This is a genomic window from Microcoleus sp. CAWBG58, assembly GCF_020883045.1.
In the GTDB taxonomy this organism is placed as follows: domain Bacteria; phylum Cyanobacteriota; class Cyanobacteriia; order Cyanobacteriales; family Microcoleaceae; genus Microcoleus.
This window is the reverse complement of sequence record NZ_JAHRFA010000089.1, coordinates 8,540-26,309: the sequence shown is the minus strand read 5'-3', so window position 1 is coordinate 26,309 and position 17,770 is coordinate 8,540. Positions and strand designations below refer to the sequence as shown.

The following is a 17,770-nucleotide window of genomic DNA, read 5'->3' as shown; positions in this document are numbered from 1 at the left end:
AAACCTATTCCATGGTTACAGCTAACCGTTTTTGGTCGCAAATCTTCGGAATTGCTTTCTCCAACAAACGTTGGTTGCACTTCTTCATGCTGTTCGTACCCGTCACAGGCTTGTGGATGAGCTCCATTGGTATCGTCGGTTTAGCATTAAACCTGCGTGCTTATGACTTCGTATCACAAGAATTGCGCGCTGCTGAAGATCCTGAGTTTGAAACGTTCTACACTAAGAACATTCTGCTTAACGAAGGCATTCGTGCTTGGATGGCTCCGACCGACCAACCCCACGAAAACTTCATCTTCCCTGAAGAAGTTCTGCCTCGCGGTAACGCACTTTAAAAAAATCAGGATTTGGATTTCAGCTTAATTTATGTTTTTTAAATTCAAACTAGAAATCCAAATTCCTATTCACCGGGTGGACGCAGTGCTCCTGCGGTCACCCGGAGAACAAAAAAACCGAAATCCAAAAACTAACATCGTTGGAGGTTCTACCGCGTGGTAACGCTCTCTAATTCCTATGCAAGCGGTCGCGACCAAGAATCCTCCGGATTCGCTTGGTGGTCAGGCAACGCTCGTTTGATCAATCTCTCAGGCAAACTGCTGGGCGCACACGTCGCTCACGCTGGTTTGATCGTGTTCTGGGCCGGAGCAATGACTTTGTTTGAAGTCGCTCACTTTATCCCAGAAAAACCCATGTACGAACAGGGCTTAATCTTGATGCCCCACGTCGCTACTTTGGGTTGGGGCGTCGGCCCCGGCGGTGAAGTCACGGATATTTTCCCGTTCTTCGTCGTTGGCGTACTGCACTTGATTTCCTCTGCGGTTCTCGGTTTGGGCGGCATTTATCACGCTGTTCGCGGCCCAGAAGTGCTCGAAGAATACTCGAACTTCTTCGGCTACGACTGGAAAGACAAGAACCAAATGACCAACATCATCGGCTATCACCTGATTTTATTGGGTGGCGGTTGCTTGCTGCTGGTTGCTAAGGCCATGTTCTTCGGCGGTGTCTATGACACTTGGGCTCCGGGCGGCGGCGACGTGCGTATTATCACGAACCCAACCCTCAACCCCGCTGTGATTTTTGGCTACTTGGTTCGCGCTCCTTTTGGTGGCGAAGGCTGGCTGCTCAGCGTTAACAACATGGAAGACATCATCGGCGGTCACATCTGGCTCGGCCTGATTTGTATCTCTGGTGGTGTTTGGCACATTTTGACCAAGCCTTTCGGCTGGGCTCGTCGCGCCTTAATCTGGTCTGGCGAAGCTTACCTGTCCTACAGCTTGGGCGCTTTGTCCCTCATGGGCTTCATCGCTTGCTGCTTTGTCTGGTTCAACAATACTGCTTACCCTAGCGAATTTTACGGCCCGACGGGCCCGGAAGCTTCTCAAGCACAAGCTTTGACCTTCCTGATCCGCGACCAACGCTTGGGTGCTAACGTCGGTTCTGCACAAGGCCCTACCGGTCTGGGTAAATACCTGATGCGCTCTCCTACTGGCGAAATCATTTTCGGTGGTGAAACGATGCGTTTCTGGGATTTCCAAGGCCCTTGGTTGGAACCCTTACGCGGTACTAACGGTTTGGACTTGAACAAAATCAAGAATGATATTCAGCCTTGGCAAGCTCGCCGCGCTGCTGAGTACATGACTCACGCTCCTTTGGGTTCTTTGAACTCTGTGGGCGGCTTGGCAACTGAAGTTAACGCCTTTAACTATACTTCTCCCCGTTCTTGGTTGGCCTGTTTCCACTTTGTGATGGGTTTCTTCTTCTTGGTCGGCCACTTGTGGCACGCTGGTCGCGCTCGCGCGGCTGTCGCTGGCTTTGAAAGAGGTATCAATCGCGAAAATGAAGCGGTTCTTTCTATGCCTGATTTGGACTAATCATCGCCTTTGTGCTGATTTGATTGTCTAATCGAAAAAGGCTCCTGCTTAACGGCAGGAGCTTTTTTTTGAGCCAATATCTCGAACAAGTTATGTTGCGATCGATGAACAGCCTTTGTTTTATTGACACTCCCCGGCATACTGACACGAGGATTTTTCAGACATTTGTATCAAAATATCCCGATCGCACTTGGTTCTTTTCGCTGACTGCCGAAAGTAGCATAGCTGCTCCTGTCATATCTCCTGAAAAATGTTTTGTGCGTAGAGTTTTACTCATTTTGGGGGTAGGTTTTTACATCTTGTCCCATCTAGTTGTTATACCATATTCATTAGGTTAAAATGGATTTTTTATTTTACTTGACAATGGAAAAAAGTCGTCCGATCCGGACGGGGTTTTCAACTTGATGTTCTAATAACTCCACAATTCTTGAGACTTGACAATTTTGATAAGTTGGGGTCAAGAACTTGCAGGCCTGCTCTACAAAGTTTATAAAAAAACATTCAGCAAGCGGAAAACTCTGAGTCTTTAGACCTGAGATGTAAGCGGCACGGGCGGTTGCAACCACCTTGAATCTTTCTTAATTCGTAACATTTAAAAGCAGAGAAAGACGTTAAGATGTAAGCAAGGAGGTGAGAAAGATTGTTGACGAACTATGTTTATAAGTTGCGCCCTAATCAAACACAATCATCAAAAATGTCTGCTTGGATAGATATGCTACGAAGCCAGTATAATTGGTGCTTAAATGACAGAATTTGTCAGTATAATCAGCAGTTTATTCAAGGCAATTACTGTGATATCAGAATGAAAGGCGAAGCTTCACCATTGACCTGCTTCGTAAGTAAAAGTGGCGCAACCGGAAATCCTTGGAAAGACTCTAAGTCTGACAAAGAAGGTAAAGCTAGAAATCCTCGTCGAAGTGCTGGTGACATTCAGATTACAGCGTTACCTGAGTTAAAAATGGCTAGACCTTGGTATAGTGGAATTGACTCAACTGTTTTACAACAGAATGTTAAACGCTTAGACATTGCCTACAAAAACTTCTTTGAAGGTAGGGGATTTCCTAAATTTAAAAACCGCAGCAACTTCACATCTTTTACTTTCGTAATGGGAGTAAAAATCAAGGGCAATAAAATTTACCTACCAAAAGTGGGATGGATGCGGTTTTACAACTCTCGCTCAATCCCCGATGGGTTTACCATCAAGGCTTGCGTGGTTAGAAAACGCCAGAATGGCTGGTATGTTTCTATTAGAATAGAGGATAAATCTGTACCTGAATACAGTGCTACTCCTGTTGGCGCTCACCCCAAAGTAATAGGTTGCGATTTAGGAATCACGAAACTGGTTCACCTTTCTGATGGATACCAAATCAAAAATCCCAAGTTTTCGACGAATAAAAAGGCTAAACGCACTCTGAAAATTAGACAGAGACGGGTTAGTCGGAAAATTAAGGGTAGTAAAAATCGCAAAAAAGCAGCTATCAGAGTTAGCAAATTCCATCAAAAGATTAGCGATAAGCGTCAAGCACATCAATGGAAAACTGCGAATTTAATAGTATCTCGTAACGTTGATGTAATCGCCTTAGAAGATTTGAACATCTCTGGTATGATGCGTCGATGTAAAGTAAAAAGTGATGAAAAAACTGGGAGGTTTCTGAAGAATGGGCAATCCAGAAAAAAGGGATTGAATCGTGCTATCTCTGATGCAAGCTGGGGCGATTTGGGATTAAAGATTGAGTATGTGGCTGCAAAGCAACGAAAAATTGTAATCAAAGTTAATCCTAAGCACTCCAGCCAAGAATGCAGGAATTGCGGTCATATCGATAAATCCAACAGAGATGGCGAAAAGTTCATCTGTGTGGAATGTGGATATCACGAACACGCGGATATTGGCGCTGCAAAAACGATTAGAGATAGAGCTTTGAGAATGGTACGTGGGGACTCTGCGAAACCTGGTGTTGAACACCTAAACGCCCAAAAGATATCAGCACGCTCTGCGAGCAAACGTGCTGAGTTTGGGAACCCTAGCAATAGGGATATTAAGGCCGCAATGTCTTAAGAATCTCAATCGCTTTAGCGCTGAGAGTGTCAAATTTAATTAAGGTACAAAAGTTTAAATCCACACACAATTAAAAATTGCACTAGGAAGTTGCAGTTTGAAGGTAGATCCTTAGGTGTGCAAAACTAATCTACTTTTATTAAATGCCTGTGCTTGCAAAAATTGATAACACCCACAAAACTTTTTAGCCAATTATTATTATTGCTGGGAAAGCAAAAGATTAAGAATGGACTCATTAAAGATCCAAAATGTCAAGGTGATTGACGATCGAGCAAATTTACTCGATCGCATCGCCAACCGCATTCGCCGCTCCCTAGAATTGCCAGAAATTCTCAGCGCCACAGCAGCGGAACTTCAATCGTTTTTGGGAACAGACAGGGTAAAAATCTATAAATTTCATAGCGATGGCAGCGGTGAAGTGATTGCTGAATCAATTAACGGCAACCGCTTGCCATCATTATTGGGGCTGCATTTTCCAGCAGACGATATTCCCCCTCACGCCCGCGAACTGTTCGCCCAAGTAAAGGTGCGATCGATCGTCGATATCGATTCCGGGTTGCTAGGTCAAAGTCCCCGCCGCGACGAGGTTTCCGGTCAAATGCTGCCCGATGAAGTGCTGTACAGGACGATCGACCCCTGCCACGCTGAATACTTGACTGCACTCGGCGTTAAAGCTTCCTTGGTAGTACCAATTTTTCACGGCAAAGAATTGTGGGGGTTGTTGGTATCTCACCACTCCCAGTCCCGGAGTGTCGCAGAGGACGAACTGCAAGACGTTCAGATGGTGGCAGATCAGCTCGCAGTCGCGATCGCCCAATCAACCCTCCTCTGGCGAACCAAGGCCAAAGCTGAGCGTGAAGCTGCCGTCAACCGCGTCGCAGCAGCCCTGCACTCCCAGCCCGCGATCGAACTGCAAGCAGCTTTGACAGAATGTGTAGCTGCACTAGAGGCAGCAGGCGGCAGGCTTTGCATTTTCCACAGCAACAATCTCGCGAGTTTACTACCCTACTCGGACAATTCCACAGAGGCACTCAAAGTCTACACTTGTGGCTCAGGCCCGAGAATGCCTATTTCTGCCAAATACCAGCAGATAGAGCTATACAGCGTCTGGCACGAATATTTTAACTCCAGCGAGCAACAGGTTTGGGCAATTCCCGACTTGTACAAAATTAGCAGTTTGAGAAGCCTGCAACCTGCATTTCGATCGACAAAAATCCGCAGCATTTTAATCGCACCACTCAGAACCAGGCAGCAAATATTCGGTTACTTGAGCATTTTTAGAGAAGAATTTGACACCGAAACTCTCTGGGCAGGACAATTAGATACCGACGGACGACTCGCTCAATCTCGGATATCTTTTGAAGCGTGGAAAGAGTCAAAAACAGCCCAAATTCGCGAATGGAATGTTGAAGAAATAGAATTATTACAAACTTTTTGTAGCCATTATTCTCAGGCAATTAACCAATACAAGCTGTACCAAGAAATAGAAGAACTTAACGCAAATCTAGAAAATAAAGTTCAAAAACGTACAGATCAAATGCAACAGTTAACTCAACAGCAGCGAGTGCTGTTTGAAGTGGTGGCTAAAATGCGGAAATCTCTCGACTTGAACGATATTTTTACCACGATGTCCCAGGAAGTGCGAGCGGCTTTAAATGCCGATCGCGTTGGGGTTTACCGTTTCGATCCCGCATCGGAATTTAACGACGGCGAATTCGTTGCCGAAGATGTTTTTCCAGATTTTAGATCGGCAATGGCAGTCCGAGTCAACGATCGCTGTTTTGGAGAAAACTACGCCAATCTTTACTCTCAGGGGCGAGTACACGCATTGGCAGACATCAGACAAGCCGAATTACAAGATTGCTTTCGGAAAATATTGGAGCAATTTCAGATTAAAGCGACTTTAGTTGCACCCGTAATGAAAGGCAGCGAGCTTTGGGGGCTGCTATGCGTGCATCAGTGTTCGGCTCCCCGCAACTGGGAATCTTCCGAAATTCAGTTTCTCACTCAAGTTTCTGCTCAGTTAAGTATCGCTCTAGAACAAGCGGATTTGCTCGCTCAAACTCAGCAGCAAGCTGTTGATTTGCAGCAAGCTACTGAACAGCAGCGGATACTATTTGAAGTGGTAGTAAAGATTCGAGAATCTCTCGATCTTAATGCAATTTTTAAGACAGCAACTCAAGAAGTTTGTCAGTTTATGCAGGTTGATAGAATTGCTGTATATCGCTTTAATTCTGATTGGAGCGGAAAATATGTTGCCGAGTTTGTGAAAGACGGTTGGATCAGATTGGTAGGCGAAGATATCAATACGGTTTGGGAAAATAGTTATTTGCAGGAACACCGAGGCGGCCGGTATCTCAATAATGAGATTCTAGTCGTTGACGATATCTATCAAGCTTGTCACTCGGAGTGCAACTTCACTATTTTAGAGCATTTTCAGGTGCAGGCATATGCGATCGCGCCGATTTTTGTAGGACAAGAACTTTGGGGTTTGTTGGTAGCCTACGAACATTCTGGGCCGCGCTGTTGGGAAAGTTCAGAAGTTAAGTTTTTAGCTCAGATTGCCAATCAGTTAGGCGCAGCTATCCAACAAGCCGATTTGCTGGAGGAAACCAGACGCCAATCAGCACAAATAGCTCAAAATTTAAAGGATTTGCAGCACACTCAAGCTCAATTGATTCAGACTGAAAAAATGTCTGGTTTGGGGCAACTGATGGCGGGCATTGCTCACGAAATTAACAATCCAGTTAATTTTATTTACGGCAATCTCAATCACGCTACTGATTATACTAAAAACTTGCTAAGTTTGCTGGAACTTTACCAGCAGCAATATCCCGATTCTAGTCCTGAGATTGGCGAGTTGGCAGAAGATATTGACTTGAAATTTCTGGTGGAAGATTTGCCGAAGTTGCTATTGTCTATGCAGGTGGGAGCCGATCGCATTCGTCAAATAGTTTTGTCTTTGAGGACTTTCTCTCGTTTGGATGAAAGTCAAATGAAGGATGTCGATATTCACGAGGGCATTGACAGCACGCTGTTAATTTTGCAGCACAGGCTGAAATCTAGTTCGGATAGTGCCAACATTCTGCTAGTTAAGGAGTACGGCAATTTGCCTCTGGTTGAGTGTTATGCTGGACAGTTGAATCAGGTGTTTATGAATGTGATCGGAAATGCGATCGATGCTTTGCAATCGGAAAAGTTGAGCGATCGCAAATCAGTGAGTCCTCAAATTAAAATCTCTACTGCTGTCGGTCAACTTAATGGCAATGTTCCGAGCGCGGTGATTCGGATTGCTGACAACGGTTCTGGAATTTCGGAATCGATTAGAGAACGGATATTTGACCCTTTTTTCACGACTAAGCCGGTGGGCAAAGGTACTGGATTGGGACTGTCAATTAGTTACCAAATTGTGGTAGAGAAACACGGCGGTGTTTTAAAGTGCAGTTCAGAATCTGGCAAGGGTACTGAATTTGCGATCGAGATTCCGATCCGACATCAGCGAGCAGTCAGCAGTCAGTAGTCATTAGTTATTGTAGGGTGCGTCAGCGGGCTAAATGTTTTCGTCACCTGCTCAAGGATTCCGGCCCCGTGACGCACCCTAAGGTTAGCTTTGTTGATGTAGAGTCTGCGTTTCAACCGCCGAGTTGAAGAGAGTTCGATCGCCCGCAAGCGTTGCTCGCAGAATAGGTTGGCCCCAAAACATGGTAAATTGAATAGCCAGACAGACTTTTGTCAAAGTACAGAACTGAGCGCTTGCAGTCGATCGCCCGATACGCCATGCCAGATTCCGAATTCTCAGATGATTTAAAATGGACGGCTGAAGCTAAGGCCAAGCTGAAAAATATTCCCTACTTTGTCCGGGGACAAGCCCGCGTGCGGATCGAGCAATTGGCCCGCGAAGCCGAAACAGAAGTCGTCACCATTGACTTTGTTGAGCAAGCTCGCATCGAGTTTGGACAATGAGGGATCGAAATGTACCCTAAAGCTTTAGACTATAAAATGCGTTGTAAGGACAAGGATTTAAAAAAGTAGTGCGGAAAATAGTTATAGCTGGCAACTGGAAAATGTACAAAACTAGGGCAGAATCCCTAGAGTTTCTTCAAGGATTCATGTCCTGCCTGACGGAAACCCCAGAAGAACGAGAAGTCGTGCTTTGCGTTCCCTTCACAGATTTGAGTGTCCTCTCGAAAAACCTGCACGGAAGCCGGATTAGACTCGGTGCCCAGAATGTCCACTGGCAAGAGTCTGGAGCTTATACTGGTGAAATTTCCGGGCAGATGCTGACAGAGCTTGGGGTGCGCTACGTTATCATCGGGCACAGCGAGCGCCGCCAATATTTTGGGGAAACCGACGAAACGGTGAATTTGCGGCTGAAAGCTGCTCAGAAATCCGGTTTAATTCCGATTCTGTGCGTGGGAGAGACGAAGCAACAACGGGATGCCGGGGAAACGGAAGCTCATATTTTTTCTCAGTTAGCGCAGGATTTGGTTGGTGTTGACCAAGATAACTTAGTAATAGCTTACGAACCGATTTGGGCGATCGGCACTGGCGACACTTGCGAATCGAAGGAAGCTAACCGAGTTATTGGTTTGATTCGCTCTAAATTGACTAATCCTGATGTGCCGATTCAGTATGGTGGCTCTGTGAAAGGAGAGAATATTGATGAAGTTATGGCGATGCCTGAAATTGATGGGGTTTTGGTAGGTGGTGCGAGTTTGGAAGCTGCTAGTTTCGATAGAATTGTCAATTACAAATAATTGGTAATTGGTGGTTGTAGGAATAGTTTTGATGTGGAGAAATGACAATCTGTACGAGTTACCCCAAAACCTTCGAGTATTAGTTGATGATGGGGAAACTAAGGCTCGCGAATTAAATATTTTACACATATTTGTGGGATGGGCGTCCCGCCCGTCCCACAAGAATAATAAAAATTGTAAGTTATTTAATTCTCATTCCTAACCACTTTTTAGGCTGACAGCTTTCTTCAATTCCATTAATGTCAACGGCGGGAATTGTTGTAGATTTAGATCGATCGCTCCATCACGGACATTGGCTTTTGGTATCCAGTCGATCTGGTGCGTTTTGCTCCCTTTCTCTAGTATCTAATTATCTGACGATAGCGATCGCCTATAATTGTAGTGTGCCTTTGAGTGTTTTTTCGATCGAGAGAATTGTTCCATGAATGCGATCGTTCAATCCAAACCCGCTTTAGAGGAGTTCCTCAAACTTCCTGAAACTGAACCGGCCTCAGAATTTATTGACGGAGATATCCTTCAGAAACCCATGCCTCAAGGCGAACATAGCATACTTCAAGTTGAACTCTGCAAAACTATCGATCGAGTAGCGCAAACTCGCAAAATTGCCAAAGCTTTTTCCGAGTTGCGCTGCACTTTTGGCGGTAAGTCGATCGTACCAGATATAGCAGTATTCCGCTGGGAAAGAATTCCTTTTTTGCCTTCGGGTAGAATTGCCAACATCTTTGAAATTAATCCAGATTGGTCGATCGAAATTTTATCCCCAAACCAAAGCCAAACAAAAGTCCTTGGTAAATTGCTGCACTGTTCGCGACACGGTACAGAGTTGGGTTGGTTGCTAGATCCAGAGGAAGAAAGTATTTTAGCAGTATTTCCCGGACAAAAAGTAGAATTGTACCTCGGTACAGATCAACTGCCAATTATTAATGGAATTGAGTTAGAATTGACGGTTGATAATGTTTTTAGCTGGTTGAGTTTTGCTTGAAGAATCTTGGACGCATCCAACTATAAGAAACCGGGTTTTTTTAAGAAAATTATTTCGTAGTATGGAATGGAAGTCGGCTCTGAGGCTGCGGACTGAAGTCCACACTACAAGCCGTTTTTGTTCGTAGTGTGGACTTTAGTCCGCAGCCGGAGAGCGGACTTCCATTCCACACTACGAACCGTTTTTGTTATGCTAATTCACGGAACACAATATCAAACCTAAAATCTAAAATCTAAAATCTCACTCGCCATGACAGATAACCCAGTCAAAATTATTATTAGAAATAAAACTTTCGAGTGGGGAAAACGCACTTATTTGATGGGCGTTTTGAACGTAACTCCTGACAGTTTTAGCGACGGTGGCGATTTCAATACCATAGAATCAGCTTTAGCGCAAGCTGATTCTATGGTCAAATCGGGGGTAGATATTATTGATATTGGCGGTCAATCTACGCGGCCAGGTGCAGCGGAAATATCCTTAGAAGAAGAGATCGATCGCGTTATACCTGTCGTACAAATGCTGAGACAAAAAGCAGATATTTTTAGCTCAGTTCCGATTTCTGTCGATACTACCAGAGCGCAGGTTGCTAAAGCTGCGATTGAGGCGGGAGCTGATATTGTCAACGATATTTCGGGAGCAACTTTTGACTCGGAAATGCTGTCAACGGTTGCTCAGTTGCAAGTGCCGATAATTTTGATGCACATTCGAGGAACTCCCCAGACGATGCAAAAACTCACAGATTATCAGGATTTGATTGGGGAAATTCTGGATTTTTTGGATAGTCGAATAGTGGCCGCTATGGCTGCGGGGATTGATAAATCTCAGATAATTATCGACCCCGGTATTGGCTTTGCTAAGACTTACAATCAAAACTTGGAAATTTTGCGCCAGTTGCCAAAATTTCGGGATTTGGACTGTCCTATTTTAGTCGGAGTATCGCGCAAAAGCTTTATCGGTCACATTTTGAATCAGCCAGAAGCCAAACAAAGAATTTGGGGGACAGCGGCGGCTTGTACAAGTGCGATCGCAAATTCGGCAGATATTTTGCGAATTCACGATGTCAGAGAAATGCACGATGTTTGTTTGGTTGCCGACGCTATCTTCAGAAATCAATCTTGAGCGGTTGATTGGTCGATTAGTTTGAGTTCTCGCTCTCCACCGTGAGCGTGCGGCTGGATATCCGGCATGGAACCCATCAACTCGTTGAGGGCTTCTGTCATGTTTCTTGGATCCATAAACAGAATTTTGGCGTTGTCGCTTTCGCCTAGTTTTTGTTGAGCGTCTAAGTATTTTTCAGTTACTAAGTAATTCAAAACTTGCTTGCTGTTCGGATGGGAGTCTAAAGCTTCAACTAAGAGCCTCATGTACTCCTTAGTGCCGATCGCCTTATTGACCATTGCTTGCCATTCGCTCTTAGTAGCCCGCTCCAATTCCATAGCTTCTTGCACCCTTTTGGGAGGGGTAATGCTTTGAATTTCTACGCGAATTACTTTGACGCCCCAAGTTTCGGTAGCTTCGTCCAACTTCTTGAGTAACTTTTTATTCATGTCATCTCGGGAACCCAAGATGTCTTGCATGGGCAATCGACCAATTTCAGCGCGAAACGTCGTTAAAACTAAGTTGGCGATCGCATTTTCAATTTGATCGATTCCATAATAAGCTTTCTGCAAATTCACCACCCGCCAATACACAACGGCATCGACTTCTAGGGCGACATTATCGCCCGTAATTGCTGATTGAGGTTTAATATCTAAAACTCGTTCGCGGCTGGTGTCTACGCAAACGACTTTTTCGATCAGGGGACTGATAAAGTGGAATCCGGGCTTGAGGGTGCGCTTGTATTGGCCCAAACGTTCGACTAAAGCTTCGTCGCCACCGCTGACTATTTTCACGCTTGAGTTAACAGCGTAGCCGAGGATGAGCGCAAACAGCATGGTGAGAATAGACTGCCCCATTTCTACTTTCCTGCTAAGGTTGACTGAGAATCGATCGGGAATATACTCTAATTTAACTCAAAGTCTGCCCTACAGTGCTAAAATATCTCGACTGTTAATAACAGTATCAATGGTGGGCCGCCATGTGTTCGGACTTTGACGAAGCAGTGAAACCCAGGATATCAACAACACATTTCCACAAAAGACATGAAAAACGATCGAGAGTTTCGCCCTTTCAAACCTTTTACCTGGATTGGCTCAAGCATTGTGGTGGCTGGAATGTACGCATTGGCAGTTGTCCCACCCGTACAAGCTGAATCAACTACTTCGGTGCAAATAGCCCCAAACTTGCAGTCGCAGAACTTGCAGCCACCGCGCCGGGGGCCGGCAGTTCGCGAAGTTCTATCCTACGAGATGAAGGGAGACGAACTTAAGATTTGTAAACAAGAAGGCAACTCCGAGAAAAAGTGCCAAGTTGTAGGCAAAGGTTACACGGTGGGTTTGAGAACTGCCAACGACCTCTACGGTCAAGGAAATATTGTCAATGCCGAAGTTTTGTACCGGCAACTAATCGCTCGCTATCCCAAACAAGCCGATGCTTATTATAAGTTGGGAAGTCTGCTATCTGGGCAAGGTAAAATGAGCGATGCGATCGTCCAATACCAGAAAGCAATTGAAGTCAACCCGCAGCACGCCAAAGCTCACAACGATTTGGGCGTGGCGATGGCAAGTCAAGGAAAGTTGCCCGAGGCGATCGTGCTGTGGAGACAAGCTGTTAAAATTAACAGCCAGTATCCCGATGCTTTAAACAATTTAGGAGTCGGTTTATACCAGCAAGGGGCGAAGGAAGACCAAGCAGAGGCCCTAGCCAGTCTCAAAAAAGCTAAGGAGTTATTTATCAAGCAGGGCAGAACTCAAGCAGCTACGAGAGTAGATAAACTTTTGGAGGAAATCAATTCGCAGTCCAGCGGCTCTTAAAATCATATTATGTTGGATATACCTGAAATAAAAAAGGTTTGTAGTGAGGACTTTAGTCCGCATCTTCTAAGGACTAAAGTCCTCACTACAAACCAATCTTAATTATGGTCATCCAAGCAGATGTGAGATCGATAGTCGATCGCTCGAACATTGAGAGAAAAAATGCTGTGGCGATCGGCATTAATCAGCCTTCAACGGCGGTTAAACACGCCGATAAGCCTCCATCTAAAGCATTTCCTTCAAAACTTGTAAAATTACATCTCCATCCACGCGATCGCTCACAGCGGCCTCACCCAAGCGCACCGGTAGCACAAAGCGCACCTTGCCATCCTGCACCTTCTTATCCAGTTGCAAAGTCTTCAAAATCTCCTCAATATCGACACCTGCGGGCAACTTAGCAGGTAAAGCAGCTTTGGCAATTAAAGCAGATTGGCGGCGATCGCACTCAGCATCCCACATTCCCAACTCCACAGCCAAGCGGCTGGACGCAGCCATCCCAATTGCCACACCTTCGCCGTGATTGATTACCTTGTAATTAGTCAAACTTTCTACAGCATGACCGATCGTGTGACCGTAATTCAAAATCGCCCGCAAACCCGACTCCTTCTCATCCTTGCTTACCACCTCAGCCTTAGCTTGGCAAGACCTGCTCAAAATTTCAGCCAACAAATCCGCCTTCACATAGCGCATTTGATCCAAGCGCTTGCAATTTTCCAACTTCCGGAACAATTCAGCATCCCAAATCACCCCATACTTAATAACTTCCGCCATCGCCGAACGAAACTCCCGCGCCGGCAGAGTTTTGAGAACATCCGGATCGATCGAAACCAAACGCGGCTGATGAAAAGCCCCAATTAAATTCTTCCCCGAAGGATGATTTACCCCCGTTTTGCCGCCAATAGAAGCATCAACCATCGCCAGCAGCGAAGTCGGAACCTGCACCACATTAATTCCGCGCAGCCAAGTCGCCGCCGCAAAACCCGTCATATCGCCAACCACTCCGCCGCCCAAAGCCACCATTGTCGAGGAACGTTCCAACCGGTTAGCCAAAGCCGCATTGTAAATCTTCTGGATGGAATTTAAAGTTTTGTACTGTTCGCCCGGTGGTAAAATGCAGGTACTGACTTCCAGACCGGCCGATTCGAGGGCTGCGGTTGCTCTTTCGCCGTAGTGCCGAAAAATCGACTGATTTGAGACCAAAAGAACTTTTTTGCCCAAACTTAGATCGCCCATCAGGGTACCGAGCTCGTCTAAGCCGCCAGATCGCACGCAAACATTGTAAGATTGTGGGCCCAAGTCAACTTTAATTATCGATTGCATATTTATCTAATTTAGATATTAGATTTTAGATTATAGTTCTAATAGGTCTTTTTATTGATTATTTTGGAGAAATTGCAATGAGTCTTACCGGAGCAATAGCTTATTTTGGAATTTTCGGTGGCATGGTCGGCTTGGCTACAGTGCTGATGTTTGGTCTCCGGGCTGTCAAACTCATCTAGTTTGTTAATTTAGATGTCTGAACCAGAGAATTTTATCTCTGGTAAAAGTAACATCGGGTCGATCGCATTTTCGCCAAAAATCTCTAGTTCGATCTGTAGATTGATGTCGTAAGTGCGATCGACCTTATTTAAATAATAAATTTAAAATTTAAATATAATAAATTTAAATCAAACTAGACTTCGCAGTCATGAAAGTTATCTCAATCATCAATATGTTGAGGATTTCCTGGAAGCCAAAATCGAAGTTAAATATCAAGCCAGGTTTCTGTTTATTTGCGATCGCCCTTTGCCTCACTTTTCTCACCAATGCCTGTGGCTTTGGATTTAACCAATCGCTTAAACCGCTACGGATTGGAACTGTCAGTTTTCCTGGATATGATATTGCCCGCTATGCCCAAACTTCGGAAATCTTCAAGCAACGGGGAATAAAGGTCGAGCTTGTGTTATTTGAAAACTCCCAGGACGCGAATCGGGCAGTAATTCGTGGTAGACTAGATGCCGCATTTGCTACGCTTTGGGATGTGATTCAGGTCGATCCAGGTAATGGTAATCCGGTGGTTTTAATGGCGATCGACATTTCTGCTGGAGTAGATGGCATTGTTGCTAAGCCAGAAATTAAATCTGTAGCAAATTTGCGAGGCAAAAAAGTAGGAGCACAGCTAGGAACCACTAATCATTTAGTTTTACTGGAGGCATTGAAAGCCAATGAAGTCAAGCCTTCTGATGTACAAATTTTGGATTACTCCAATGATGTAACAGCCGAGAAAATTAAGGCAGGTGAGATTGATGCTGGTGTGTTGTGGCAACCTTTACTAGGAGAGACAGCGAAGAGTGTCAAAGGCAATATAATTCACACCACAAAGCAAGTAGACAGTCTCGTAATTGATATCTTGATGTCCAGTGACAAGATAGCGAAAGCAAAAAAAGCCGAACTCAAGCAATTTATGCTGGCATGGTTTGATGTAATGCACGCAGTTGAAACTCAGCCGAAAAAAGTGTTTAACGCAGTTGGAAAACAACTAGGACAAACTGGGGAGGCTTTTGCTAGTAATTATGCTGGGTTAAAAAAAGGTGATATGACTTTAAATCGGCGGATGTTTGGCCCAGAAAATCGGCTCAAATCTGCCAAGGAAGAAATTATTCAATTACTTAAATCCGATCCGCGTCATAATCGAGTAATTCGGCAAGATGTGGAGATCGATAATAGCCTCATTAATGAAGTAATGGCAGAATGGAAACCATGAATCAGCAACCTAGAAAGAACTTATCTCGCCAATTATTATTGGGTTTTAGTATTTCTCTAGCAACTGTTGGCTTAATTACCTTGGGATTCAATTACTTTTTGATGCAATCACAATTAGAGAAAGAACTAGAACAACGCGCCCGATCGATTACCCAGGGAGTGGGGTTTTCCACGGAAGGATTAATCGAACTGGGGAATACAAGCATTATCAAACGAGTGGTGCAAAACTATGGTACGTTGCCGACAGTGGTGGAAGTGGCGATCGTCAGTCCCGATGGCCAAACCCTCGCCCGCAGCGGATCGGCACTCAAAAATCCGGCCTATGCTACTATTCATCCAGAATTAGAGCAAATATTAGAGCGATCGGCCGAAACAGGTTTAGAAACAAGTTTTAGAACCAATATAGATGGCGAGTCAGCTTTAGTCGCAATTTTGCCCTTTAGCAGTACCATCTTTAGTCAGGGAAATCGGCGCGGGTTGGCGATCGCAATTCTTGATGCCGAAGAAGTACAAAAACAAGTATCAGAAACTTTCTATACTTCTACCGTCACCCTCCTGATTGGGATTACTGCAATTTTGGGGCTGATGACAATATTAATTAAGCGAATTATCCTCAACCCACTCCAGAAATTGAACGCAGCAATCACAGACAGGAATGAGGTTGACAACTTAGTAATACCCAGTGGATTGCCGAATAATGAAATCCTATTTTTGGCCCAGACAATTCAATCCGCAGCTACACGAGTAGAAGCATATCAAAAAGAACTGAGACTCCAAGCCCAAGATTTAAAAACAGCTATCGAAGAATTGCAACAAGCTAAAGAAATTGCCGAAACTGCCAACCGTACCAAAAGCGAATTTCTGGCTAATATGAACCACGAACTCCGAACGCCACTCAATGGCATTTTAGGTTATGCCCAAATCCTCCAACACGATCCGACAACTACTCCCAAACAGATGAAAGGATTAGGGGTGATTCATCAGTGTGGTTCTCATTTACTCACTCTCATTAACGATATTTTGGATTTGTCAAAGTTGGAAGTGCACAAGATGGAACTCTATCCCCAAGATTTCCATCTAGAAAACTTCCTATCCTCCACTGTGGATATGTGCCGGATCAAGGCAGAACAAAAAGGCGTGGATTTTCGCTATCAGCCGGCTAGCAACCTGCCCATTGCAGTCCATGCTGATGACAAACGACTGCGACAAGTGTTGTTGAATTTGCTCAGTAATGCCATCAATTTTACCGATGTTGGCAGTGTCAGTTTCCGAGTTGAACCTGTAGGAGAATCAATCGAATCCGGTGCAGCCCAAAGAATTCGATTCAAGATTAAAGATACTGGTATTGGCATTGTTTCGGAAAAATTATCGAAGATTTTTTTACCTTTCGAGCAAGCTGGAAAAGGCGATCGCAACATGGAAGGAACTGGCTTGGGGCTTGCCATCGGCCAACAAATTATCCTGAAAATGGGTAGCGAAATTCATGTGGAGAGTGTGCTGGGTGAGGGTAGTAGCTTCTGGTTTGAGGTAGACTTGTTGGTAGCATCGGATTGGATGACAGAAGATGCGATCGCCGATCGCAAAGTCATCGGCTATCAGGGTAAAAAACGCAAAATTCTGGTGATTGACGATCGCCCTGAAAATCGCCTCGTTATCATAAATATGCTGAAACCCCTAGGCTTCCAAGTGGCAGAAGCCGACAACGGACAAACGGGCTTAGACATGGCTATTCAGATACTACCAGACTCGATCGTTACCGATGTACAGATGCCGATTATGGATGGCTTAGAAATGACTCGTCGCCTGCGACAACTGCCAAACTTTGCGACTACCCCAATTATCGCTTCTCCAGCCACCCTGTCTCAGGTGGATATAAAGGAAAGTCTGGATGCTGGTTGCAATAGTTTTTTTCCGAAGCCGATCGAGTTTACTGGATTGTTGAACCAATTACAGCAACACCTGGAATTGCAGTGGATTTATGAAGAAATGAAACCAGATGCCATGCAAATTGCTGAGAATAAAGCCCATGAGGTTAAAATGGTAATGGTAATGCCACCAGCCGAAGAACTGACAGCCCTCTATACCGCCGCCCAGGGTGGTTTTATGAGTGATATTCACCAGGAAGCCGATCGATTAAAAAAATTGGCACCCGAATATATAGTCTTTGCGAACCGAGTGTTACAACTAACTCAACAGTTTGATGAGGAAGCCATTATTCGCCTAATTGAACCACTACTGTAGATATTAAGAGGATTTTACCACAGAGAACACAGAGAGCGCAGAGAGGGGAGGGATGAAAGGTTTTTTTTACGACATCCAAAACCCTCACAAAACTCTTCCCTCTGCGTCCTCTGCGCCCTCTGCGGTTCAAAACTCTTCTCTTAATGGAGTGTACAAAGATGTAAAATAGATATTAAGAGGATTTTACCACAGAGAACACAGAGAGCGCA

The 17,770-nt window shown here is 44.8% G+C and carries 13 protein-coding genes and 1 pseudogene; 12 read left to right on the top strand and 2 right to left on the bottom strand.

The genetic code is table 11. The features are described from left to right. The 8 genes and pseudogenes from QZ918_RS27795 to folP form a co-directional block, all read left to right on the top strand. Positions 1-335, top strand: a pseudogene (locus QZ918_RS27795) (photosystem II D2 protein (photosystem q(a) protein)); the annotation flags it as partial. Positions 336-491: 156 nt separating this feature from the next. Then, complete coding sequence (gene psbC, locus QZ918_RS27790; RefSeq protein ID WP_293340993.1) at positions 492-1,871, top strand: photosystem II reaction center protein CP43; 1,380 nt, start codon at positions 492-494, stop codon at positions 1,869-1,871. Positions 1,872-2,514: 643 nt separating this feature from the next. After that, the gene (locus tag QZ918_RS27785) at positions 2,515-3,927 is read left to right on the top strand and encodes an RNA-guided endonuclease InsQ/TnpB family protein (protein WP_293340990.1); all 1,413 of its coding nucleotides are present in this window, start codon (positions 2,515-2,517) and stop codon (positions 3,925-3,927) included. A gap of 226 nt (positions 3,928-4,153) precedes the next feature. Further along, positions 4,154-7,447 carry a GAF domain-containing sensor histidine kinase gene (locus tag QZ918_RS27780; RefSeq protein WP_293340987.1) on the top strand — a complete coding sequence of 1,098 codons (3,294 nt, stop codon included), beginning with the start codon at positions 4,154-4,156 and terminating at the stop codon, positions 7,445-7,447. Positions 7,448-7,704: 257 nt separating this feature from the next. Then, entirely contained in the window at positions 7,705-7,890 is a 186-nt protein-coding gene (locus tag QZ918_RS27775) for a PCP reductase family protein (RefSeq protein ID WP_293151272.1), read from the top strand. Between the two features lie 68 nt (positions 7,891-7,958). Further along, the gene (tpiA, locus tag QZ918_RS27770; protein ID WP_293340984.1) at positions 7,959-8,684 is read left to right on the top strand and encodes a triose-phosphate isomerase; all 726 of its coding nucleotides are present in this window, start codon (positions 7,959-7,961) and stop codon (positions 8,682-8,684) included. 421 nt (positions 8,685-9,105) lie between these two features. Further along, positions 9,106-9,666 carry a Uma2 family endonuclease gene (locus QZ918_RS27765; protein ID WP_293340981.1) on the top strand — a complete coding sequence of 187 codons (561 nt, stop codon included), beginning with the start codon at positions 9,106-9,108 and terminating at the stop codon, positions 9,664-9,666. A gap of 249 nt (positions 9,667-9,915) precedes the next feature. Continuing rightward, positions 9,916-10,785: a dihydropteroate synthase gene (folP, locus tag QZ918_RS27760; RefSeq protein WP_293340978.1), complete on the top strand. Its 870-nt coding sequence runs from the start codon at positions 9,916-9,918 to the stop codon at positions 10,783-10,785. On the opposite strand, the gene QZ918_RS27755 is transcribed toward folP, so the two are convergent. Then, positions 10,776-11,621 (bottom strand): SPFH domain-containing protein, encoded by an 846-nt coding sequence (locus tag QZ918_RS27755; protein ID WP_293157580.1) that lies wholly within the window; start codon positions 11,619-11,621, stop codon positions 10,776-10,778. The two genes, folP and QZ918_RS27755, sit on opposite strands and share 10 nt — an antisense overlap. Before the next feature lie 186 nt (positions 11,622-11,807). Between QZ918_RS27755 and QZ918_RS27750 the strand changes: the two genes are divergently transcribed. Further along, entirely contained in the window at positions 11,808-12,578 is a 771-nt protein-coding gene (locus QZ918_RS27750; RefSeq protein ID WP_293340975.1) for a tetratricopeptide repeat protein, read from the top strand. 225 nt (positions 12,579-12,803) lie between these two features. On the opposite strand, the gene aroB is transcribed toward QZ918_RS27750, so the two are convergent. Continuing rightward, positions 12,804-13,898, bottom strand: a complete 1,095-nt coding sequence (aroB, locus tag QZ918_RS27745; protein ID WP_293340972.1) for a 3-dehydroquinate synthase — start codon at positions 13,896-13,898, stop codon at positions 12,804-12,806. A 77-nt stretch (positions 13,899-13,975) separates the two neighbouring features. Between aroB and petL the strand changes: the two genes are divergently transcribed. From petL to QZ918_RS27730, 3 genes are all read left to right on the top strand, one after another. Next, the gene (gene petL / locus QZ918_RS27740; protein WP_194010188.1) at positions 13,976-14,077 is read left to right on the top strand and encodes a cytochrome b6-f complex subunit PetL; all 102 of its coding nucleotides are present in this window, start codon (positions 13,976-13,978) and stop codon (positions 14,075-14,077) included. A gap of 188 nt (positions 14,078-14,265) precedes the next feature. Then, positions 14,266-15,321, top strand: a complete 1,056-nt coding sequence (locus tag QZ918_RS27735; protein WP_293340969.1) for an ABC transporter substrate-binding protein — start codon at positions 14,266-14,268, stop codon at positions 15,319-15,321. Continuing rightward, positions 15,318-17,561 carry an ATP-binding protein gene (locus QZ918_RS27730; RefSeq protein ID WP_293340966.1) on the top strand — a complete coding sequence of 748 codons (2,244 nt, stop codon included), beginning with the start codon at positions 15,318-15,320 and terminating at the stop codon, positions 17,559-17,561. Before QZ918_RS27735 ends, QZ918_RS27730 begins: the two co-directional genes overlap by 4 nt. The last annotated feature ends 209 nt before the right edge of the window (positions 17,562-17,770 follow it).